This is a genomic window from Microcoleus sp. Pol8_D6 (genome assembly GCF_036700965.1).
Classification (GTDB): Bacteria; Cyanobacteriota; Cyanobacteriia; order Cyanobacteriales; family Microcoleaceae; genus Microcoleus.
Genome location: NZ_JAUBPW010000007.1, coordinates 111,108 through 133,666 on the forward strand (window position 1 = coordinate 111,108; position 22,559 = coordinate 133,666).

Consider the following 22,559-nt stretch of genomic DNA (forward strand, 5'->3'; position numbering starts at 1 on the left):
AGCAACCGGAATCGAACTTTATCAGACTGCTGATTTTGTTTCAGGCAAAGGCTTGACATCTTCTGGTAAATGTGAGTGAGCCATAGCCAGCACTGGCTCCTCGATACTGTGTTCGCCGTCGGTGGGAAGCTGGCAAGAAATCAACTCTGTGACGATACGATCGCCCAGAACATCTTCCCAATCCTGCAACTGTTCTCTGGCTTTGATCGGTGTATTGAGAGCCACGTCTACGCCCATTTGCTGAAGGTTGAGGCTGTGGGCTGTCGATCGGCGGTTTACCCACTCCACCAGCCAAACGCTCAATCCGACTGCTGCCATCAAAGGCAAGACAATCCGATAATCGCGGGTTAATTCAAACATCAACAGGATGGCAGTCAGCGGTGCTCGGGCGCTGCCGGCGAGCACGGCGGCCATGCCCACCATTGCGTAGGCGGCAGGACCGGCAACTCGATCGCTCATTGCCGGCAGCATTTCCAAAAAGAGGCCGTAAGCCGAACCCAGGGAAGCTCCCAAAAACATCGCCGGAGCGAAGATTCCGCCCACTAAACCGCTGCCGAGGCTGATTGCGGTCATCGCCAGTTTGACAAACAACAGCAGCAGCAGCAAAGGCAAGGAAAATTTAACATCTTGGAGCATTGCTTGGACTGTTTCGTAGCCGACACCCAAAATTTGAGGCAATTGTAGGGCGACTAAGCCGACACAGGCCCCGCCGATGATCGGGTGAAGCGGCCGGGGCAGTCGTCCGAGCCAAGCAAATCCTCGGACTTTTCCTTGAAAACAGCCCTCGGCTAATTGAATTGCTTCTGTGTAGGCTAGAGACACTCCGCTCGCCAAAAGTCCCAATCCCATGTACAGAGGCAGTTCTAGGGGGCTGCGGACATCGTAGACTGGCAAAGAAAAGGCTGGCTGAGATCCCAAGCAGATTTGAGCGATGAGCGCGGAAACTACGGCGGAGAGCAAGACAACGCTGACTGACGAAGTAGCGAAGGTGCTGCCGAGCACGACTTCTAAGGCAAAGAAGACTCCGGCGATGGGAGAGTTAAACCCAGCGGATAAACCTGCAGCAGCTCCGGCGCCCAGGAGCAAGCGCTGCCTTTCTGGGGAGAGCTGTAAGACTTGAGCCAGCAGCATTCCAAAGTTGGCGCCGATTTCGACGCTGGGGGCTTCCGGGCCGAGGGAGGCGCCGGTGCCGAGGGAAACTGAGGCGGCCACCATTTTGGTGATGGGTTTGAGGGGGGAGAGTTCTTGCAGGCCGCGGGTGGCTGCAATTAAGGAAGACATATTCGGGCCAAAGTCCCGAAACCGCCACCGCATCAGCCCGATGATGACTCCGCCGAGGGTGGGAATGCAGGCTAGCGTCCAAGAGCCTTTCGACGCGATCGCACCCATGAAGTCTTCCAGCATCAGGCTGTGGATGAAGTGGATGAGGTAGTGAAATGTGACGACGCCTGCGCCCGTAACTCCCCCGATGACTAGGGAGAGGATGAGCAGGAGGGTTTCTGGGCTGGGGTGCAGGCGGTTGAATAGCGGGCTTAGTCGGGAGGCTTGGGGAGTTGCTGCGGTTGGCCCGGGTGGCGGCAGATCCACAGGAGGGATGGCTCTCATTTAGCGGTTAATTCTTCGGTGAGAAGTTATATAATATTACAATTTATTTCTTATTTTCATTTTGAGTGATTTTAGGGGAATTGACAACTTAATTAAGGCGTATTTTAGGGTAAATTTTTTGGGCGGGCCGCTGGGGTGGAATGACTGATTCTGAGGAGCGGCGGATTTGGCGTGATTGTATGCTAAGTTACATTCAAACTTAGATATACTCTGGCGATAATGCTAATTAACTATATTTATAGTTTTGGTGGTTAGGTTGATCGCATCAGTGAACGGGTCATATCATATAACTCAGTGAAAAACAACTTTCAAATTAAAGAATTGGCGATTGGAGATTTTACCTTACAACCACCAATCTCAAAGTTCCAATTTTAAATCCCTCCATCGCGGATAATATCACCTCGGTTGTTGAGTGGGCGGGATTCTTGGTCTGGGTTTGGCGATCGACATTAGCGGATCGCCGATGGTGGCGACTTTCCAGGGTGGGGATTCTAGCTGGCGTGCTGCGATTAAAAAGGGTGCTCCTCGCTTTAGGCGATCGACCATTAATTTAGGTGGAATAAATGCAGATAAAAAAGGTTCGTTGACGCTGCCAATATATGCGTAAGCACCATTTTCTAGCCACCTTCCGGCAACGGTGTTGTTGTCATCTGGGGCGGCTGCTGACCAACTGTGGATCATTTGGATTGCTGCGGGAAATTGGAGTTTTGGTATGTCTTCAACTGAAGCGTCGCCGTTGCCGACTTGGAATGATTTTGGATAGCCTTTAGAATTCATTAATATTAAGTCAAATGTCCACGGTTTTGAGGCTAAACTCCGCCACTTTTCCAGGCTAGATTCGGGTTTCTGCACTACTTCGACATTTAAACCTATGCTTTTTAGTCCGCTAGCTGCTTCCTCCATTTCATATTTTGCCCAATTTCCTTCCTTGGGGTAACTGTCATAAAGCATGGCTGTTTCGGTATCGAGAAATATGGCACACATGGCTTGATAGATCGATCGTACCTCGGAGCCATAAATCCAGCCGACAGCGGCCCAGCGTTCGCCGTTGGGGTGTCTTCCCAAACCGTCGGTAACGGCTAGTTGTTCGTCTGGTTTTTCAGGAGATTGATATTTGACTGCTAGTTGGCGTACAATGGTTATTGTGTCGATCGGGTCTGCGAGTTGAGAGTAAAAATATCCGGTTGATTCGACGGCTTTTGTAACTGCTAGTTGCAGATTTTTCCACGGTGTGTTATTGAGGGTATCGTTGGGTTTGCCGAAGTTGCCTTCTAGAAATACTAAAGGTTGGCCGTGAGCGGCTGCTAAGGCAACTGCTGCTGAGCGTGCGGGATCATTTTCTGCTGTGATTACTACTCCTGGGGGTTCCCAGCCGAGTTGCTTCCATTTTGCTTTTAAGGTTTGAGTATCGGTAGCATTCCAGGCTGCTGCTGCGCTGTTGAGCATTAATTGCTGGAGTTTTTGATTTTGTGGCAGTTGCTGTTTGATGCTTGGCAAACGGACTATTTCTTCGGGTTTAAAGCGCTGCAAAAACATGGGCGCATATTTTTTGTCTTCGATGAGAATAGGCCAGTTTCCTTTGAGATTCCATTTTTGGATTGCTGCTAAAAATGTGGCTTCGTCTGGTACTAAAACTACGCGGTTGACTGTTGGTATGTTGTCGCGAAGGATGGCTGTTCGGAGGCCTGTTTGAATTGGCCAGGGTTCTTGTTTTGCTGAGGCGGGAAGTTGAAAGGGTTTTTTGAAAAGGCGATCGCACCCGACACCGATTGTTGCTAGGATGGAGATCAGGGCGATCGTCAGGAATTTAAATTTTAACTTTTTTTTCATAAAGGCAGGCGAAGGAAGGAACGAGGTTATAAATACGAACAATTATCGAAATATTTTTAGGGGACTGCAAGCGGATGTTTCGAGGCGCGGGACAAAGGAAGATTGTAAGTGCGATCGGGCTGGCAACTTTTAGTATTATTGCCTTAGCAACTACAGGTTTAATAATTTTCGCAGCGAACCGTTCGTCAGTCAAGGATCAAGTCCGGCAATTGCTGACAGCGAGGGAATGTCAAGGTTGCAATCTTTCCGGGGCGAATTTGAGCGAAGTTTTTCTGGAAGGCGTCAATTTAAAAAAAGCCAATCTGAAAGATGCCAATTTGTGGAGCGCGCATTTGGTAAACGCTAACTTGAAACAGGGAAATTTGGCTGGGGTTTACCTGATAAGCAGCAATTTGGCAGGGGCAAATTTGGAGGGAAGCAATCTAGAAAATGCGTTTTTAGAGGATGCTTATTTTGGAGGGAGTAATTTAAAAAAGGCTAAGTTAAAAGATGCTTTTATGAAAGGTAGTTTTCTGGTAAATGCTGACTTGGAGGGTGCTAATTTGGAGGGTGCTAATCTGTGGATGGCTAATCTGGAAGGTGCTAATTTGAAGGGTGCTAATCTGAGAAATGCTTGGCTGTTGGATACTAATTTGGCAGGGGCGAATTTAAAGGGTGCGGTGATGCCTGATGGTACGCGGCATGAATGAAAGTCAGTTGACAATTGACAGTTGATAGTGGACTCCGAAAGCAGTCATTAGCATTAGTCAGGAGAAAGAGCGATCGCACCTGCAACCTTCATTTCCCGTTATTGGGTGAGGAGATGAAGGGGTGAGGTGCGATCGCTACTCTAATAGCTAGTGGCTATCGGGCTGATGGAGCAAATAAGGTCGTTGAGAGAGATGAGAGGTTAAAAATACAGAGTTTCGAGCATTAGCAACAACAAATTTTACCATCACGTCGGCTGCTTTCATCATCCATCTAACTCAACTTGATTTACATACGTTCTGCAAATCTTTGAACAGCTTTTGGCGCGAAAGCAGCAACTAAAAAAGCAGTTGTAATGTATTTGCCCTCAGAATCATTGCTAGTTATTGTTATTGCACCAAACACAATCGCTGAAATCAGCGCAATAAAACTCATGGCTCGCATTGTCGAGTATTTTCCATTATCCTCCTGAATAATTTCTGCCAGCTCTTTTCCGTGTTCAAAAGCATTGGGTTGAGTCTCAAGGCTAGAAGAATGTGTCATTTGATTAACCTCCTCAAGAAACATAGAAGTGAAAAGCAAGTCTTGGGCAGACAGAATGCCTGCCCGCAAGAGTTTTTGAGTTTAAGGATTCAAGAAAAGTTAACTCAGCCCTAACTTAGTTCGAGTATTGATACCAACTATTCCATCATCTTCAAGTCCAACAGAACGCTGGAAAGCTTTTACAGCCGTTTGTGTATTTTCACCAAATACACCATCAACTGCTCCTGGATTAAATCCCCGATCGCGCAATCGCTGTTGGAGTTTTATAACGGCTGAACCTGTTGAACCCAAGCGTAGAGTCACAAATTGCGACTCATTTTCTAGCTGTTCGGGAGTGAATTGCATACCTAGCTTATCAGCAACTTGTTTTCTCAAACTGGGAAGTTGACTGTACAGCAAATCACCCGGACAATCAGTATTGCTGAAATCTCTGTGTCCCTTGATATTGAGCGGACTAATATTACAAGAATCGCATAATGACACACAAAGTTCTACAAGGCTCTCCCATTGCTTTTCACTCATTTGGAAAGTCATGAATTTCCCTTCATTTTCAATACCAGGAGATTGATTGCCGTTGGCTAATTTTCCTGGATCTTGCGCTGCGTGGGCTGACTGGATACAAAACCCTTGTTTTACAGCATCTAGGGAACCGTGCCGACCTTCTAAAATCAACCCTCCGGTTGTATTTAAGAAGTTGTGTCCTGAGTCCGACCAATCATTATCATCCATGTGAAAGTTTTGAATGTTTCGCGCTAACTTAATCGCTCCTTCAAGTGTGCCTCTTGAGACATCCTTGGGAGGGTTTTCGTTGTCTGTATGATGGACAATTACATAGCGGGGAATAGTCCTTTGAAAAGAAAATGTTCCCGATTTTGGCGGTCTGGCTCCCCACGCTGCTGCTGTTACAACTTTTGCTGTAAATGACATAAAAAATGACTCCGAATTGTTTAATTTTTAGGTGGAAGTTACCCCACGGAGGGGGCAACTTCCGTTTAGGCTAATGTTTGTAGTAAGGACAGAAGTCCTTTGTTGCATATTTGGTAAAAATGCGGACTAAATTCCTCACTACAAATCTTTTTTAGAGGTAATCCACTGGAAGCGATATCAATCGCAAACGCAGGAACTATTTAGCGTTATTTGGAAATTCGATGCAGCCACATTGTTGCAGTAGATTCGATCTTGCTACTGTCCCAAGAGTTATAAAAATCTAAAGCTTGACGCAAACTAAAGGCATTGGCAGTGGCGGATATCAATTTACGACTGTAGATCTTGTTTTCGCCCTTGTTATCTGGTGAAAATCGGGAATTTTTCCGATAGCCTGAGTGAAACCATTCTCCTGCTGGGTCATTCACAAAAAAGTCACCACTGGCGTTATAACCGCGAATAACTAGAATGTGACCTGAATTCGTCCAAAAACCGTGCAATATACAGATCTCGCCAGAATCGAGAGACCGAGTGATGTCTGAAAGACTTCCCTTTAATGTCAAGTTATCTCTCAACCCTAAACCCTCTAACAATCTTTTGATGCCATCGGGAGAACCGTGATCTATTCCCAGCCGATCGAAACGTTTTTTAACATCATCCTCGTACTGTGCAAAGGGACCTAAATCTGCAACTTGAAAGTATTTCAGACACATTGCCGCACTTGTAGCACCGCAAGTGCGCCAGGGTTCAATGTCGTTATCTTCTTGACTGAAATACGGAACCTTATGATTAATAGACATAATTTAACTCAAGGTAAGTGTTGTAAATGATTGATTTGGCTTCAGCTCGTTTGTTTGAGCTGATATGTATACAGTAGCGAGTTGTTATTGTACGGTCTATATAGATAACCTAAGTTGTTAAAGTTCAATACAAAAATAAAAATACTGAGGCAACCTCAGTCTAACTAAGTAAACCTCAGTAAACTTCAGGTTATACTCAAGATCCAATGAAAAATTTTTAACCTTATGAATTTTGAAGAAGGGCTGAAACTCGCAGATACCGCCGTATTTGCCAAAACAAACAGACACTTAAAAGATATAGAAGTAATAATTCTGAGGGGAGCTTGGCAAGGGCAGGAGTATCATAAGGTTGCAGAGGCTTACGGATACACTGCTGAATATCTGATGCAAGATGTGGGCCCCAAGTTATGGAAGCTGCTTTCGGAAGCTTTAGGGGAAAGAGTGAGTAAAAGAAACTTTCAAGCGGCATTGGAAAGACGATCGCTCTTGCAGTCAGAGACAGCCGCACAGCCAATTGCAGTTACAAGCACTCCTTTATGCCAAGATTGGGGTGAAGCGCCGGATGTCTCAAATTTTTTCGGTCGCACCGCAGAACTCAACACCCTCAGTCAATGGATACTCCGCGATCGGTGTCGCTTGGTGGCGCTGTTGGGTATGGGAGGTATTGGTAAAACGGCTCTGACTGCTAAACTAGGAGAACAAATTCAGGGTGGATTTGAATATTTAGTTTGGCGCAGTCTCCGCCATGCACCTCCCTTGCTGACAATCTTGACTGAGTTGAATTTATTTGCAAGCAGTTCCCAAGACACGCAACTTCCAACCACTGTAGACGAGCAAATTTCTTCCCTGCTCAAGAGTTTGCGCGATCGCCGTTGTTTGCTAATCCTAGATGATTGGGAAATGATTTTGCGAAGTGGAGACATTGCTGGGTACTACCGAGACGGTTATCAAGGGTACGGTCAACTACTGCGGCGAATAGGAGAAGAACGGCATCAAAGTTGCTTGTTACTCCTCTCGCGAGAAAAACCTGTAGAGGTTGCATCTTTAGCAGGCGAAACCTTACCTGTGCGTACATTACAAGTTAAAGGCTTAAAACAAACAGAGGCAAAAATGCTTTTGGCGGCCATTGGGTTTTCTGCCTCAGAAAACGGCTTAGATGAACTGATACAAATATACCGAGGTCATCCTGCTGCACTGAAATTTACTGGTACCACAATTCAAGAGTTGTTTAATGGCAATATTAGTCAATTTATCGCTCAAAGTTCCTTAGTTATTGGCGATATTTTTGGCAATCTACTTAACGAACATTTTCAGCGGTTATCAGATGTAGGAAAAGCTGTGATGTACTGGCTGGTAATTGAACAGCAGCCGATTTCCTTGAACCAATTGAAAGCAAAATTATCAGCCGGCGTTTCTAGTTCAGAATTACTAACAGTATTAGAATCTTTGGTAAGACGTTCCTTAATCGAAAAAGAGCTTTCCCCTTCGAGTGCTGAATCCAAATTCACTCTCGAACCTGTGATGATGAAATATGTTACTCATAAACTTGTTGAACAAATATGTCAAAATCTTCGAGAAGCAATGCAAGCGGAATCTCTCGATCACCTAGGTTTAATCGGAAGTCATGGTTTAGATGAAAACCCAGAAATAGCCGGTGCTAAAACTACTCAGCAAAACCAGATGTTCAATATAATTAGAGAACGTTTGAACTTGACACTGGGGAGTCCTTTTAAAAAGCAGCTAGAAGAAATTTTACTAAAATTGCGTAAATCTCCTTTTCAAGCTGGTAAGTACGCTGAAAAAAATATTTTAAAACTGCTGGGAGAAACAGAAAGATGACTTCAAGTAGCTTAATTTATCCAGGGTTTTTACTTCAAGGTCGCTATCAAGTGATCGCTCGGATTGGCGGCGGTGGCTTTGGCGATATTTTTGAAGTAGATGATGGTGGTATTACCAAAGTATTAAAAGTTTTGAATTTGGATAACTTTAATAACCCAGATATTAAGCAAAAAGCCACCATTTTATTTCAGCGAGAAGCAGAGTTCTTAATGAGCCAAAGGCATCCCGGCATTCCTCGTGTAGAAACAGACGGATATTTTACTTGGCCTGAAGGTAGTAGCAAAGCGTTACCATGTCTGGTAATGGAGAAAATACCAGGTCAAAATTTACAAGAGTGGATGTTAGCAAGAGCTAATCAACCAATAACTACAGAAACAGCCATTGAGTGGTTAGCTCAACTCACAAAAATTATCAATTTACTGCACGAGCAACAGTATTTTCACCGAGATATTAAACCGTCCAATATCATGTTAAAACCCGATGGAGAATTGGTATTGGTAGATTTTGGTGCGGTGCGAGAAGTAACAGAAACTTACCTGCGACAGCAAAAAGAAAATTATACTGGAACTGCGATTATTTCCGCTGGTTATACGCCCAGCGAACAAGCAGAGGGTCATGCAGTACCGCAATCTGATTTCTTTGCTTTGGGACGTACTTGTGTTTATTTGCTAACAGGCAAATCGCCGCTTGAATTACCTAAAAATTCTGAAAACGGTCAGTTAATCTGGCGAGATAAAGCAACGCAAGTTTCACCGCATTTGGCAGATTTAATTGACCGCATGATGGCTCCTTTTTTTGGAAAGCGACCGCAAAATTGCCAGGAAATATTGCAGATTTTGGCACGGGGAGAATCGCGATCGCCCTTGGAAAGCTTGGCGCAACCAGTGCCAGAAATTAATTATTCGATAGAACCCAGTAAAACGCATCCTCTCAAGGATCGGCTAAATTTTAACTGGGTAAGTAAACTAGCTCTAGCTAGCTTATTTTTCCTAGGCGGTTTGTGGACGCTATCACCCCCAATAGTATTTTGGCTGAAAAAAGAAGGGTTGGATAATCACGAAAATAAACGTTTAGAGACTGCGGAGTTATATTATAAAATAGCTCTCGTATTTCGGCCCAATGATGAAACTGTCAACTATAATTTAGGCGTGCTTTATGAGGACAAAAACGAGTATAACAAGGCTCGCGCTGCATATCAACTTGCTGTCAATGCAGGTTTTAATAAAGCTTTAAATAATTTGGCGCGGTTAGAAATTTTAGATCGACAATATGCGAACGCTCTACCGCTGTTAGAAAAAGCTTTGCCACTTGCTAAAGATGACAAAATTAAGTATGCCGTCTACAAAAATTTAGGTTGGGCGCAGTTGGAGTTAGGGCGATATGAAGAGGCTAACAATAATCTGAAGAAAGCGATTAATATTTCTAGCGATCGCTCGGTTGCTTACTGTTTGGAAGCTGTGCTTTTAGAACGTCAAGGCAACAAACACAAATCTCTATCCTATTGGGAAAAATGCTATAATAATTTGCAGTCGGAGTCTTCTGAAGAACAGAAATGGATACGGCAAGAATTTAGCAAAAATTTTCAAAATTTAAAGTTATAGCGTATCTCCGATAGTCCGGCAGGGGTTTAAACCCCTGCCTCAAAGCACAAGTCCTCTAAAAGAGGACTAATGAAGATTTCCAAAGTTTATGTGATCGCTTCGCTATCGCGAACAATGAAAAATAATTTAGGTCATGAAAAATAATCCTCCATCCAAGTTGACACTAATCAGTCTCAAAAGCAAAACATTTACTTACTTTGTTATTTTTGGGCTAACACCTTTAATTTCGAGCGCAACAGCCTCAAAGGTTTATCATGTAATTAATAGATTGACTCCCCAAGTTTCCGATCTCTCTCAACAAGAAATGCTAGCGATCGACTGTGAGGATTATACTGCCGATCCTCGCGGGCCTCTGGATGTCTTAATTCCTTATATTATCAGTCCCCGGCGAACTTTATTGCTGAACGATCGCCCGAAGTTGCGTTGGAATAAAGTTCCCGGTGTTAATAATTATACTGTTAGTTTAGTGAAGGGCGATCGGGCAATTTGGGAAACAAAAGTTAATGGAAATGAAGTAGTGTATCCGGGAACACCACAAGTGGAACCGGGATTTGTGTATTTACTGGTGGTAAAAGCTGAGAACGGCAGGACATCGGACGAGGAAAAACTGCCCGATCGCAGCTTCCGAATGCTACCAACGACCCAAAAGCAACTGGTGAAAGGGGCGATCGAGCTAATTAACAGTCAAAAAATTGCCGAGAAAACCCAAGCTTTGCAACGTGCTTATTTTTACATCGGTTCGGATTTGAAATCTGAGGCGATCGAGACATTGGAAGCATTGGTAGCAACGGGTTTTCAAGAAGCTATTGCCTATCGCAAGCTCGGCGATTTATTCTGGCAAGAAGGGGTGACATTGCTGGCGGAGAGCAATTATCTAAAAGCACAGGAATTAGCTAGTGCAGCCAAAGACATCGGGGAGCAAGCGCAGTTAGAGGAGGCTTTGGGGGAGTTGTACGGGGCGATCGGCGAGAAGCAAGAAGCTGTTCGCTGGTTGACGCAAGCCATAAACAGTCACAAAGCTTTAGGAAATACGCCAAGAGTCAAGGAAATTGAAACGCAGATTGCCAAACTCAAGGCAAGTTTGGCAAAACCGCAACGCTTTGCCGGAGGATTGGGGAGTTAATTTAGAGAAAATTTTGATTTTTTCCGGAAAACATTTTTTGAGAGTGACTATTTAAAATAATGAGGTAAGAGGCAAGAACGAAAATGAGTAATAATGAAAAATCTGCCAGTCAGGTAGCTGAGGAATTAGTTTCTGTAACAAACGGGTTGAGGCTTGGTGCTGGAGAAACTATTTTAAGTGTTCGTGTTTCTAAGCCAGAAGAAAAGGCAGATAGCACTACGAAAAAACGATCGATCCCACCGCCTCCTACTGTCACAACACCCACTCCAGTTAATACAGACCCCAAAAATAGCACTCCGATCAAACGACTGAGCCCACCGCTTCCCTCCTAGTTTCACACCACCCACTCCAGGTAATATAGCTGATCGTACAGGTTAGGAATTTCTTGTTCTTAAGGCCAATGACCTATTGAGGTAAACTTGTTTAGGGTTAGCTAAAAGTGAGGGAATTATCTTTGATATCAACTTTTATTTTTTGCTACCTGCTTTTGCTCGGCTCCCCCCTGTTACAAAAATCGAATGCTTTAGCGCTGGAAGTGCCAGAACAAGCACAAAATGCCCAAAATACTAAAACTGAAGCAGATAGACTTTTTCAACAGGGGAACGAGCAATTAAATAGCGGCGAGCTACAAAAAGCACTGGAAACCTACCAACAAGTTTTAGAGATTAGGAGAAAAATCGGCGATCGCCCAGGTGAGGGGGAAGTTCTTCACAAAATAGGCGTTGTTTACCACTATCTCAATCAATATCATCAAGCAGTAGAGTTTTATCAAAAAGCATTAGAAGTGCGTCGAAATTTAGGCGATCGTACTGGGGAAGCAGCTACTCTCAACAATCTTGGAGACGTATATCGATTATTAGGCGAATACCAACCAGCGTTAGAAGTATTGCAGCAAGCTCTCGCTATTCGTCAAGAGTTTAACGATCGAGCAGGAGTTGGTAAAACTCTCAATCATCTTGGTGCTGTTTATCAAGAAATGGGGGATTCTTACCGTGCTTTAGAGTTCTATCAAAAAGCTCTTACTATTAGTAGAGAAGAGAGAGAGCGAGCTGGTGAAGGAAGTGCCTTAGCCAGTCTTGGAATAATTTACGGAAATTTGGGAGAGTATGTTCGTGCTTTAGAGTTTTATCAGCAAGCGTTAGCGATATTTGAAAATTTAAATAATCCTACTTATAAAGCTCATATTCTCGATCTAACTGGTTCAACCTATAGCGAACTGGGTCAATACTCGGAAGCACTAAACTTATATCAACAAGCTTTAGCTACTTATCAAGCAACAAATAATAAACGAGGCATGGGAACAACTCTTCATAACATTGGTTTTGTTTATGAGAAAATGGGTCAGTATGCCCAAGCATTAAACTTTTATCAGCAAGCTTTAATTATTAGTAAAGAGATTGACGATATTACAGGATTTGGAAATAACCTTAACAATTTAGGCGTAGTTTACCAGCGGTTAGGTCAGTATTCTCAAGCCATAGATGTCCTCAAACAAGCATTGTCAATTTTCCAAAATCTTGGCAATCGTAAGGATCTAGGTGATACTTTGGATAGTTTAGGTACAGTTCATCAAAGAATTGGTCAATATTCCCAGGCTTTGCAATTATATCAGGAATCTTTAGCAATCCGTAAAGAAGTAGGCGATCGCCCTGGAGAAAGAATTACTCTCAGAAACATTGCTGACGTAATCTCCAAACAAAATCAACCAGAATTAGCCATATTTTTCTATAAAGAATCTGTCAACGTTACCGAATCAATTCGCAGCCAGTTACGCTCTCTCCCCGCCGAACAACAGCGCTCGTACACTACTACAGTCGCCGATACCTACCGCCGCCTCGCCGATCTATTACTGCAACAAGACCGAGTTTTAGAAGCACAACAAGTCCTCGATTTACTCAAAATTCAAGAAATAGAAGATTACCTGCATTCCGTTCGGGGAAACGAACAAACGGCACAAGGCATTCCCTTAACTCCTCAAGAACAGCAAATTCGCAACAGGCACAATGAAATTTTAAATAGAGAAATTCAACTAGGCAGAAAGCTTGCTGAATTAGAAAAAATTCCCGTAGCTAACCGCACATCCCAGCAGCAACAAGAAATTGCCAATCTCAGGCAAATGCAGCAGGAAATGCGCGGCACATTCAACGAATTTATTAATTCTCCTGAAATTGTTGCCATTATCCAACAACTCAGCCCTAATGCTAGAGTACAAACTGTGAATCTAGCTCAACTCAATAACATACGATCGGACATATTGCAGCGGTTAGAAAAAAAAGCCGTATTGATTCAGCCTTTAATTTTAGAAGACCGTTTAGAATTGGTAATAACAACTGCTGACTCTCCCCCATTCCGACGTACTGTAGCAGTTAAAAAACAAGAACTCAATCAAGCAATTCTGGAATTTCGCATGGCTTTGGAAAATCCTAACTCCGATGCCACAATCCCAGCCAATAAACTTTATAATTGGTTAATCAAACCCCTAGAAGACGATCTGACTGAAGCACAAGCTAAAAGCATTATTTATGCTCCTGACGGACAGTTGCGCTACATTCCCCTAGCAGCTTTATATGATGGTAAACAATGGTTGGGGCAGCGGTTTGCCATTAATAATATTACTGCTACGAGCCTCACAAAATTCAATGGAGAAACTGCTGCTAAACCTCGCATTTTAGCTGGTGCTTTTGGTGCGCGTCGTCATAGTTTTGATCTCGGATCTACTCGATTTGCTTTTTCTGGCTTGCAATTTGCGGGGCTGGAAGTGGAAAATTTAGCTGCGATGGTGCCGGGAACTACCAAATTAATCGATCTGGAATTCAATCGTGCCACAATGATTCCGCGTTTGCCAGATTATAACATTATTCATTTGGCAACTCATGCTATGTTTGTTACCGGACAACCAGAAGATTCGTTTATTTTGCTAGGTGATGGGGGTGTAATTACCCTGCCCGATATTCAAACTTTAAACCTACTAAATGTAGACTTGGTAGTATTGAGTGCTTGCGAGACGGGGAAAGGTGGTAAACTAGGTAATGGAGAAGAAATTTTAGGTTTTGGCTACCAGATACAGGAAACAGGGGCAAAAGCTGCGATCGCCTCTTTATGGAAAGTAGATGATGGCGGCACTCAAGCGTTGATGACAGCTTTTTATACGGCGTTGCTGTCGGGAAATAAGAAGGCAGAAGCTTTGCAAAAAGCGCAAATTGCCTTAATTACAGGTGATGATTCGGTGTTCGGTCGATCGGCCAATTTATCAATTTTAGCTCAAACTCGCAGCGGTTTGAAACCGTCAGTGGCCAGTCGTTTGCATCATCCATACTACTGGGCACCGTTTATTCTAATTGGTAACGGTCTTTAGATAGTTGACAGTTGACAGCGAGGTTTTTAGATCGAACTGTTAATAAATGCCCGGAATTAGTTTTTTTACTCGCTGGCGGTACTCTGAATAGTCTGGATATTTTTTGGTTAACCAGGTTTCTTCTCGGTTGGCTTTGATCTCGAAAAGTATTATTAATAGTGCGCTGGCTATTAAGTGGGATATGCTCATTTGAAAAAGTGTCCAGCCGAGGGCTGCTAAAATTAAGCCGCTGTATAATGGATGCCGCACTATTCCGTAAATGCCTGTTTGGACTAATTCTCCGTCTTCTCTGGGATATGGTAAAGGTGTGAGGTTTTTGCCTAAGTCTATCAATCCTTTGATGATGAAAATTAATCCGGTTAAGCCGAGAATACTGGCCATAAACCAGATAATATAAAGTAAGTGAGTTGATTGAATTTTTAATCCTGGAAGTTGATAAACTGGTAAGATTACAAATCCTGTGAGCAATCCTCCTTGAAGCAAAACTAAATATTCGCCGCGGCTGTTGTTGCGCCAGCCTTCGCGCGTGAAACCCCAGTCAGTTAAGATTTTCATAATTGAAGGAAGAAGGAAGAAGGAAGAAGGAAGAAGGAAGAAGGAAGAAGGAAGAAGGGAGGAAGGAAGAGGGAAGAGGGAAGAGGGAAGAGGGAGAAGGAAGAGGGAAGAGGGGAGAAGAAAGTGAACTGTAGATTGGGTAGAGTGAAGTAAAACCCAACCTACGGCGAACAGTCAACCGTCAACCGTCAACAATTAACAAATTTATTCTCGCCAAGGACGTGTCATTAATTCTAATTGATTGACTTCATCTTGGCTCAAATTCCAGCCTAACGCGCCTGCATTTTCTTGGGCTTGTTTGGCTGTTTTGGCGCCGGGAATGGGGATGACTCCGTTTTGGCATATCAACCAGTTTAGGGCAACTTGGGCGGGTGTACGATCGCGCTTTCTGCCCATTTTCCGCAGGGTAGACATGACTAATTCAATTTTTTCGAGGCCGCTTTTGCTGAAGCGGGAGTCCATTTTGCGGGCTCCCGTAGGTGGTTCTTGGGCTGTGTATTTGCCGGTAAGCAATCCTTGGGCTAAGGGGCTGTAAGCTAAAATTGTGACGCCCAATTCGCGGGCTGCACTCACAATTCCTTGTTTTTCTACTTGCCGCGACAGCAAGGAGTAACGGACTTGATTTGTTGCTAGGGGAACGCCTCTTGCTGCTAGTATTTTGTGGGCTTGCCGCATCTGTTCTACTGAATAGTTGCTGACTCCTACTGCTTGAATTCTGCCTTGTTTGACTTCCTCGGCTAAGGCGTTCATTAGGGTTTCTTGACTCAGCAAAAAAGTGAAGGGCCAGTGCACTTGGTAGAGGGCTATTTGTTCTACTTGCAAGCGTTTTAAGCTGGCACTCAAAGCGTCGGAAACTGATTTTCCTGTAATCCGCCAAGGTACGGGGCCGAATTTGGTGGCTATTTGCACGGGTTGGGTGGTTTTTTTGAGAAACTGCCCCAGCAATTCTTCTGACAAGCCGTTACCGTAGACTTCGGCTGTGTCGAAAAAGTTGACTCCGCTGTCTAGGGATGTTTTGAATGCTGCTTCGACTTCGGCGGCGCCGTAGTTGCTGCCGTAGTTCCAAAATAGTTTGTCGCCCCAAGCCCAAGTTCCGACGCACAGGGGAATGACGGCTGGGCCATTTTGTCCTAGGGTAATGGTTGTCACTGTTGGTAAATCCACAATTCTTTATTGTCTATTATTTTTCTATAAATAGTCGCGATCGAGCTTCTAGCCTGGGGAGGAATGGCGGCTGGTGGCGGGTATCTCAGTTACTATAAATGAGTCATGCTGTGTTTATTTGAATAGTTATGCCGATCGACGATTTACCAGATTCAAGATTAACAGATTCTGCCACTCCTGCTATCAAGAGGGTTAACCTGCTGACTATGTTCCGGTTGGGTTTGTTTCAGATGGGGTTGGGCATGATGTCGATTTTGACGCTGGGCGTGCTCAATCGCGTCATGATTAAGGAGTTGGCGATTCCGGCTACTGTGGTGGCGGGTACGCTGGCGATGCACCAGTTTGTCGCCCCGGCTAGGGTGTGGTTTGGGCAAATGTCTGATGCTAAGCCTTTGTTTGGCCATCACCGCACGGGTTATGTGTGGGTAGGAAGCGTTTTGTTTGTGATTTCTGCTTTTTTGGCGGTACAGGTGATGTGGGGCTTGGGTGGCAGTTTGGAGACTGTGGGGTGGACGACTGCTACTTACGGTTGGGTGGGTTTGTTAGGTTTGATTTTTGCGCTTTACGGTATTGCTATTTGTTCGAGTTCGACTCCTTTTGCTGCTTTGTTGGTGGATGTTTCGGATGAGGAGGATCGATCGAAGTTGGTGGGTGTGGTGTGGTCGATGCTGATGGTTGGTATTATTATCGGGGCGATTGTTAGCAGCGGTTTGCTGAAGCAAATTGATGGGGATGTGCCACGGGAAGTATTGCAGGCTTCGATTAACGGTTTGTTTGTGAAGGTGCCGGCGCTGGTTTTATTTTTGGTGGGGATTGCGACTTTTGGGGTTGAGAAAAAGTATTCGCGGTACGGGGTGCGATCGAGCGCAGTGAATCGAGAAGATAAAATTACTCTGGGAAGTGCGCTGCGGATTTTGACTGCTAGCCGCCAAACCGGTTTATTTTTTACTTTCCTGCTGATTATGACAATTTGCTTGTTTATGCAGGATGCGGTTTTGGAACCTTACGGCGGGGAAATTTTTAAGATGCCGATTTCGGAAACTACTCGGTTGAATGCTATTTACGGTACTGGTACTCTGATCGGTTTGGGTACTACTGGTTTTTTTATTGTACCGCGCATCGGCAAACAAAATACGATTAGGTTGGGCTGTTTCTCAGTGGCGACTTGTTTAGGTTTGATTATTTTATCGGGATTTACGGGTAATCCAATTGTGTTTAAGTCGGCTTTAATGTTGTTTGGTTTAGCTTCGGGAATTACGACGACGGGTGCACTGAGTTTGATGTTGGATTTGACTGCTGCAGAAACTGCGGGCACTTTTATTGGCGCTTGGGGTTTGTCGCAAGCAATGGCGCGGGGTGTGGCGACGATTAGTGGCGGTGCTATTTTGGATTTGGGCAGGAGTTTGTTTGGGGTGCCGATGTTGGCTTACGGGTTAGTTTTTGCTGTGCCGGCTGCGGGTATGATTCTGGCTGTTTGGTTGTTGGGTAGGGTGGATGTTCGGGAGTTTCAGGATAATGCTAAAAGTGCGATCGCCACTATTCTTGAAAATGAATTAGACTAAGGTTTTGTCAGTTAGCCTGTGGCAGTTGACAGGAAAGCAGGTGTCAGTCGTCAGTTGGGCTGTGGCAGTTGTTAGTTCCAATAATCAATAACCAATAACTAATAACGAATAACTAATGACTAATTTTTGGGATTCTATTTTAAGTTTTGCACGGGTTACTGTCGAGAGAGTCGGACAGCAGTTGTTGCAAGATTTCGGTTCCGCGCAAGCGGATGAAAAGGATGACGGGAGTTTGGTGACTAAATCCGATAATTGGGCGGATGCGGAGATTAGAAGTGCGATCGCATCTGCTTTTCCTAGTCACGGGATTTTAAGTGAGGAGGGCGAACACGTTTTCCCCGATACTGAATGGTGTTGGGTTGTCGATCCTTTGGATGCTACCACTAATTTTGCTAGGGGAATTCCAATTTGGGGTATTTCTTTGGGTTTGTTGTATCGCGGAACTCCGGTTTTTGGCTGCGTACATTTGCCGCCAATTAATCAGTCTTTTCACGGTTTTTATGCACCTGATTTTGCGGGCGGCGTGTTTGACAATATGCCTCAAGGTGCGTTTTTAAACGGGCAGCAAATTCGGCCGACTGCTGATAAAATGAGCGGCAATCATTTTTTTAATTTGTGTTCGCGGAGTGTGGGAATCGGACCTCATCTTCCGAGTAAAGTTCGGATGTTGGGCATGGCTAGTTACAATTTTTTGACTGTGGCTTCGGGTGTGGCCATGGGAGGGGTGGAAGCAACTCCGAAAATTTGGGATATTGCGGGGAGTTGGGTAATTGTGAAGGCTGCTGGTGCGGTTTGGTTGCCGCTGGAATCCCCGGCTATTTTTCCGCTGGAAGTGGGGAAGAATTACGGCAGGATTTCTTATCCGACTTTGGTGATGAATCGGCAGGAGTTGGTGTCCGTGTTTTTGCCGTTTGTGGAGGCTTGGAAGAAGAAAAAAATGGGGTAATTTACGCGCGAGTGAAGCAATCCCGTAGGAAATCGAACAATTATTAAATAAAACTGCAGGGCAGGCGTGACGGAGGAGTCTCCCACGCCTGCCGTGCTGTTTGGAAGAAATATACCGACCGATGACCGATGGTTTAAGTATGCCTACCCTTGTTTGTTTCTGCCAATCTGCGATCGGGTGGTTTTATTTTACGTCGATCGGGTGATGCGGTTTCGGTACAATTTGTGGTACGTTTACCCTACCTATTATCTCTCGGAAATAAAATTATACCTGTTTTCAAGTAGAGGCACAAGAGTAAATAGATTTACTGCGGTGTGGGAAAAAGTAGATGAGTGGTATATTGGCTATGTCGAAGAGTTAGCCTGTGGGAAGATACAAGAATAAACTTTGCAAGAAACTCGGAAAAGTCTGCGGTTGGCGATGCACTAATCTCGATCGCACAATTCTCGCATCCGAGTTGCTGAGTGCGGCAGTCCCAATTCTACCAGCGTTTGTAAATACTCGTCAGGCGTTTTTGGCGGATTATTGAGCCTGATTCTTTGTTTCTCGGCTGCTTTGCATACTGTTTGCCAGTTGAGGTCAAGCAAGTCTAAAATAAAATCATCTGGATGCTGCGCTAAAATGTCGTAAGGTGCAAAAGCTTCTTCAGGAAAATCTCTGAGATTGAAAGTAATAATAAACTTAGAACGAGAGTGAATTGCAGCAGCGAGGACATGGCGATCGCCCGGATCGGGAAGCTCTAACTCTTGTATAATTGTCTCATAGCCTTGCACCACGCAATTTTCAACACTTGCATTCATTAATCTTTTGGTTCGGGCAAGCTGTTCAAATCTTATATCGGGACGGTTTATAAGTACATTTCTCATCCACTCGTCGTGAATTTCTTCAGTCCAACGTGCCTCAACTATGTCGGTAGTTGCCAACTGTACAAACAAGTCACGAAGAGATGCCGAATACAAAACATTAGCATCGTAAACAACAGTTAAAATTGCCATGTTTAATGGTACAAACCGAGTGCTTCTGATTCAGCTACAAGCATATCCATAATTTTACTGCTTTCTTCGTAACTTTGTTTCTTATAGTCCATTAAATCTTCGTAGCGTATCCGGCGACTGTTCCTGACTGTCTTGTAAGGAATTTTTCCCGCATCCAGCAACTCCCGCATATATTTATCTGAAACTCCCAGGATGCCGGCTGCTTGATAAATATGAAGTTCTTTAGTAATTGGAATCAGCTTGACAGTATTGCCACTGCTTGTCTGTTGCAAAATTGCTAACAGCAGGGGTAACGCTGCGGCCGGTATGTCAATTTTTTCTCCCTCTTTTTCGTTTAATATCAATTTGAGGGATTCGCCAGACGGATGATTTTGCAAGTGCGATTCTAAAGCGCGGCTACTGGTTTTGGCAACCGCTGCTTCTTCGGCTGTCGGTAAAACAGGTGCTGAGTCGGGATCTCCGGTGAATGTCATGTTAATGTGGGGGTGAGAATAACAGGCAATCAATTATAATTGTAGCAATTTGAGAATGCGATCGCCAAAATCGAGCAAGGAGGTTAACCTGTGGCATACAGCGACTTTACAACTTTAGCGAAAGTTAGAGAATCTTTTAATTTAACCGTAGAAGAACCTTTAGATTTGTTTAGTGATATCCCAGAGGTACAGCCAAGTTCCTATTTGCAAACTACTTTAACTGAAAACCTGTCTTTAGCTACTGCAATCAATACAGAAAAGGCTCGCGCTGAATTAATTATTGCTCCAATATTATTGGAAGTCAGGCGGCAATTTAATTTTCAAGTGGGTTTTTTCTCTGGTTCAGAATTCAATGTAGATGTAGAAGCGGGCTTAAACGGGTATTGCGATTATATTCTCACTGCATCGAAGGATTCCTATGAAATTCGCGCCCCGGTAATTACTCTCACAGAGGCTAAAAATGAAAGTATTAAATCCGGTTTAGGCCAGTGTATTGCAGAAATGGTAGCCGCCCAATTATTTAATCAGCGCAGCGGAGAGCAAATTGAAAGCATTTATGGGGCTGTTACTACGGGTACTGATTGGAAGTTTCTTAAATTGAGTAACAGCACAATTTTAATTGACAAGCGAGACTTTTTTGTTAATGAAATTAGTCGGATATTGGGCATTTTAACAATGCCGTTTCAAGGCTTTTATTCTATGAATCGCACTTGATGCAGCCAGCGAAATAACAAATACTAGGATTGGGACACAACATTGCTGTGTCCCAACTGCAAAATGAATTTATTGCTTCAGGCGATTAATTTCGACAGCACATTAGACAACTTAGCACCGAGATTCTCAACAGCGTCCTGCTGTTTGGGATCTTTCATCGTACCGTCAGCATTAAATACTTCAAAAGCTTGGGGAATTGCTTTCTGATCCGGCAGCACCAATACGTTAATATTCCCCAGGATCGATCGCAAATGCACTAATCCCCGCAAACCGCCGAGGCCGCCTGGGGAAGCACTCATAATTACCGCTACTTTGCCAGTAAATGCCACCAATCCCGGTTCACCCGGTGCGGGGCGCGATACCCAATCGATCGCATTTTTCAACACAGGCGTAATTGAACTGTTATACTCAGGGGAAGCTATCAAAAACCCGTCATGCCCTACCATCAATTCCTTCAATTTGCGCGCATTTTCTGGCATTCCCTCTTTTGCTTCTAAATCTTCGTCAAATAGCGGCAGCGGCAAATCGCGCAAATCTACATAAGTAACTTCTGCACCCGCCGCCGTAGCCCCAGCCGCCGCAACTTTTACCAGCAGTTTGTTGTAGGATGCTTCGCGGGTACTCCCGGCAAATGCGAGAATTTTTGGTCTGTTTGTCATTGATTTTTTCCTGATTATTGCTTCCGCGTATAATTGTACTATTCCGAGTGATTCCAAACAAAGTCAGCAATGGGTCTATCTGCCGACAAAACAGGATTGTCAATGGAATTGAGTAAAACCGATCGCACTTTTACATTCCCGACTCCCAAACGCCTCTCGACGCGACTGGGAATGCCGTAACCGTAAATAATGTGTCCTTTCCCCGCCAACACCACAACTTGATAGTCGGGGTTTGCTTTGACAAATTGGGCGATTTTTTCCGCCATAGTTTCGTCCCACAAAACTTGGGCTTGCAAGAATCTTTCAAAAGCCGTACTATTTCCCTGTGCTGCCTTTTGGTGTTGCTGGTAAACTTCTAGCAGCAGTTGCCGATATTCGGCGTTGTCGGTGCGAATTTCCGATAGGGGGGGAATGTGCTTTTTTTCCTCGGCTGTGAGGCTTTCTAAACCTTGACTGGCAACTTTTCTCGTTACTTCGGAGGGTGTATTTAAGGCGAGGACGGGTAGTTGATTTTCTTTGGCAAACCGCAAAATGGGGGCGTAAGATTCCCAGGGAAAACGCCATCTGCGATCGTACTCTGTTTGCTCGACTAATTGCTGTTCAGTCAGTTTACCTGCTAAGTAGTTGTCGATCGCACTTTGAAAGGGACGCTGAAACATTTCCATCGCGATCGCTATTTTCCGATTTTGCCGCTGCATTTCTCGGATAATCTTTAGTTGAGCTTGGTGGTCTTCCACGCTATCGTGGGTTTCTCCCAGATACACGACTTTTGCCTTCACCAACTGTTGCAGAATCTCTTGGTTAGTGTAAGTTGGCCCAGGTTGAGGGTTCGCCGTAGTTTGCGCTGTCACTACACTGCTACACAGCAGGAAGATGCCGATCGATAAGGCGCACAGTTTGATGAGTTTGGTTGTTTTCATACAAATATTATGCCGTTTCTCGCAGCAGCAAGCACAGCCGAACTCTACTATTTTAGCTGAGCAGTTAGAAACCTCAATGCTTAATTTAACTTCATAATTCTCCGCCCTTACTTCTAAAAATGTAAAGTTTAGTTGCAGGTACTTGCACTTCTAGAAGAAGGTGCTAAATTAATAATATGAAGCGAACAAAAAGCTTCTCTGACAGATACAACGTCTAGATACCACAGCGAAGTTCACAATAGAATCTAAGGAGTAAAAACGCTG

General features: G+C 44.3%; 22 protein-coding genes. 11 read left to right on the plus strand and 11 right to left on the minus strand.

Annotated features, from left to right (window positions below; genetic code table 11):
• Nucleotides 1-21: 21 nt before the first annotated feature.
• Complete coding sequence (locus QUA10_RS05050) at nt 22-1,605, minus strand: chloride channel protein (protein WP_333084993.1); 1,584 nt, start codon at nt 1,603-1,605, stop codon at nt 22-24.
• Nucleotides 1,606-2,001: 396 nt separating this feature from the next.
• Nucleotides 2,002-3,435 carry a hypothetical protein gene (locus tag QUA10_RS05055; RefSeq protein WP_333084994.1) on the minus strand — a complete coding sequence of 478 codons (1,434 nt, stop codon included), beginning with the start codon at nt 3,433-3,435 and terminating at the stop codon, nt 2,002-2,004.
• 74 nt (nt 3,436-3,509) lie between these two features.
• On the opposite strand from QUA10_RS05055, the gene QUA10_RS05060 reads away from it, so the two are divergent.
• Entirely contained in the window at nt 3,510-4,124 is a 615-nt protein-coding gene (locus tag QUA10_RS05060; RefSeq protein ID WP_333084995.1) for a pentapeptide repeat-containing protein, read from the plus strand.
• Nucleotides 4,125-4,410: 286 nt separating this feature from the next.
• Here the strand turns inward: QUA10_RS05060 and QUA10_RS05065 are convergent, their stop codons facing one another.
• The 3 genes from QUA10_RS05065 to QUA10_RS05075 form a co-directional block, all read right to left on the minus strand.
• Nucleotides 4,411-4,665, minus strand: a complete 255-nt coding sequence (locus QUA10_RS05065; protein WP_333084996.1) for a hypothetical protein — start codon at nt 4,663-4,665, stop codon at nt 4,411-4,413.
• Nucleotides 4,666-4,764: 99 nt separating this feature from the next.
• A complete protein-coding gene (locus QUA10_RS05070) occupies nt 4,765-5,592 on the minus strand; it encodes an N-acetylmuramoyl-L-alanine amidase (RefSeq protein WP_333084997.1) in 828 nt (275 codons plus the stop codon).
• A gap of 206 nt (nt 5,593-5,798) precedes the next feature.
• Nucleotides 5,799-6,389, minus strand: a complete 591-nt coding sequence (locus QUA10_RS05075) for a C39 family peptidase (RefSeq protein ID WP_333084998.1) — start codon at nt 6,387-6,389, stop codon at nt 5,799-5,801.
• 225 nt (nt 6,390-6,614) lie between these two features.
• On the opposite strand from QUA10_RS05075, the gene QUA10_RS05080 reads away from it, so the two are divergent.
• The 5 genes from QUA10_RS05080 to QUA10_RS05100 all read left to right on the plus strand — a co-directional run bounded on the left by QUA10_RS05080 (nt 6,615) and on the right by QUA10_RS05100 (nt 14,307).
• On the plus strand, nt 6,615-8,228 hold the full coding sequence (locus tag QUA10_RS05080; protein WP_333084999.1) for an NB-ARC domain-containing protein: 1,614 nt from the start codon (nt 6,615-6,617) through the stop codon (nt 8,226-8,228).
• Nucleotides 8,225-9,829, plus strand: coding sequence for a protein kinase domain-containing protein (locus QUA10_RS05085; protein WP_333085000.1), 1,605 nt, complete (start codon nt 8,225-8,227; stop codon nt 9,827-9,829). Before QUA10_RS05080 ends, QUA10_RS05085 begins: the two co-directional genes overlap by 4 nt.
• 133 nt (nt 9,830-9,962) lie before the next feature.
• Entirely contained in the window at nt 9,963-10,952 is a 990-nt protein-coding gene (locus QUA10_RS05090; RefSeq protein WP_333085001.1) for a tetratricopeptide repeat protein, read from the plus strand.
• Nucleotides 10,953-11,035: 83 nt separating this feature from the next.
• Nucleotides 11,036-11,284, plus strand: coding sequence for a hypothetical protein (locus QUA10_RS05095; RefSeq protein WP_333085002.1), 249 nt, complete (start codon nt 11,036-11,038; stop codon nt 11,282-11,284).
• Nucleotides 11,285-11,406: 122 nt separating this feature from the next.
• Nucleotides 11,407-14,307 carry a tetratricopeptide repeat protein gene (locus tag QUA10_RS05100; protein ID WP_333085003.1) on the plus strand — a complete coding sequence of 967 codons (2,901 nt, stop codon included), beginning with the start codon at nt 11,407-11,409 and terminating at the stop codon, nt 14,305-14,307.
• A 39-nt stretch (nt 14,308-14,346) separates the two neighbouring features.
• On the opposite strand, the gene QUA10_RS05105 is transcribed toward QUA10_RS05100, so the two are convergent.
• Complete coding sequence (locus QUA10_RS05105; RefSeq protein ID WP_333085004.1) at nt 14,347-14,862, minus strand: isoprenylcysteine carboxylmethyltransferase family protein; 516 nt, start codon at nt 14,860-14,862, stop codon at nt 14,347-14,349.
• Between the two features lie 2 nt (nt 14,863-14,864).
• Between QUA10_RS05105 and QUA10_RS05110 the strand changes: the two genes are divergently transcribed.
• Complete coding sequence (locus QUA10_RS05110; protein ID WP_333085005.1) at nt 14,865-14,996, plus strand: hypothetical protein; 132 nt, start codon at nt 14,865-14,867, stop codon at nt 14,994-14,996.
• Between the two features lie 70 nt (nt 14,997-15,066).
• Here QUA10_RS05110 and QUA10_RS05115 read toward each other — a convergent pair whose 3' ends face one another.
• Nucleotides 15,067-16,011, minus strand: coding sequence for an aldo/keto reductase (locus QUA10_RS05115; protein WP_333085021.1), 945 nt, complete (start codon nt 16,009-16,011; stop codon nt 15,067-15,069).
• Nucleotides 16,012-16,154: 143 nt separating this feature from the next.
• On the opposite strand from QUA10_RS05115, the gene QUA10_RS05120 reads away from it, so the two are divergent.
• The 3 genes from QUA10_RS05120 to QUA10_RS05130 all read left to right on the plus strand — a co-directional run bounded on the left by QUA10_RS05120 (nt 16,155) and on the right by QUA10_RS05130 (nt 18,918).
• Nucleotides 16,155-17,588 (plus strand): BCD family MFS transporter, encoded by a 1,434-nt coding sequence (locus tag QUA10_RS05120; RefSeq protein WP_333085006.1) that lies wholly within the window; start codon nt 16,155-16,157, stop codon nt 17,586-17,588.
• Between the two features lie 115 nt (nt 17,589-17,703).
• A complete protein-coding gene (locus tag QUA10_RS05125; RefSeq protein WP_333085007.1) occupies nt 17,704-18,534 on the plus strand; it encodes an inositol monophosphatase family protein in 831 nt (276 codons plus the stop codon).
• 66 nt (nt 18,535-18,600) lie between these two features.
• Nucleotides 18,601-18,918 carry a hypothetical protein gene (locus QUA10_RS05130; RefSeq protein WP_333085008.1) on the plus strand — a complete coding sequence of 106 codons (318 nt, stop codon included), beginning with the start codon at nt 18,601-18,603 and terminating at the stop codon, nt 18,916-18,918.
• Between the two features lie 41 nt (nt 18,919-18,959).
• Here QUA10_RS05130 and QUA10_RS05135 read toward each other — a convergent pair whose 3' ends face one another.
• Nucleotides 18,960-19,529: a PIN domain-containing protein gene (locus QUA10_RS05135; RefSeq protein ID WP_333085009.1), complete on the minus strand. Its 570-nt coding sequence runs from the start codon at nt 19,527-19,529 to the stop codon at nt 18,960-18,962.
• 2 nt (nt 19,530-19,531) lie between these two features.
• Entirely contained in the window at nt 19,532-20,002 is a 471-nt protein-coding gene (locus tag QUA10_RS05140; RefSeq protein ID WP_333085010.1) for a helix-turn-helix domain-containing protein, read from the minus strand.
• 90 nt (nt 20,003-20,092) lie between these two features.
• Here QUA10_RS05140 and QUA10_RS05145 point away from each other — a divergent pair, with 90 nt between their 5' ends.
• Nucleotides 20,093-20,716 (plus strand): hypothetical protein, encoded by a 624-nt coding sequence (locus tag QUA10_RS05145; RefSeq protein WP_333085011.1) that lies wholly within the window; start codon nt 20,093-20,095, stop codon nt 20,714-20,716.
• 77 nt (nt 20,717-20,793) lie between these two features.
• On the opposite strand, the gene QUA10_RS05150 is transcribed toward QUA10_RS05145, so the two are convergent.
• A complete protein-coding gene (locus tag QUA10_RS05150; protein WP_333085012.1) occupies nt 20,794-21,375 on the minus strand; it encodes an NAD(P)H-dependent oxidoreductase in 582 nt (193 codons plus the stop codon).
• Between the two features lie 38 nt (nt 21,376-21,413).
• On the minus strand, nt 21,414-22,295 hold the full coding sequence (locus QUA10_RS05155) for a ChaN family lipoprotein (RefSeq protein WP_333085013.1): 882 nt from the start codon (nt 22,293-22,295) through the stop codon (nt 21,414-21,416).
• Between the last annotated feature and the right edge of the window lie 264 nt (nt 22,296-22,559).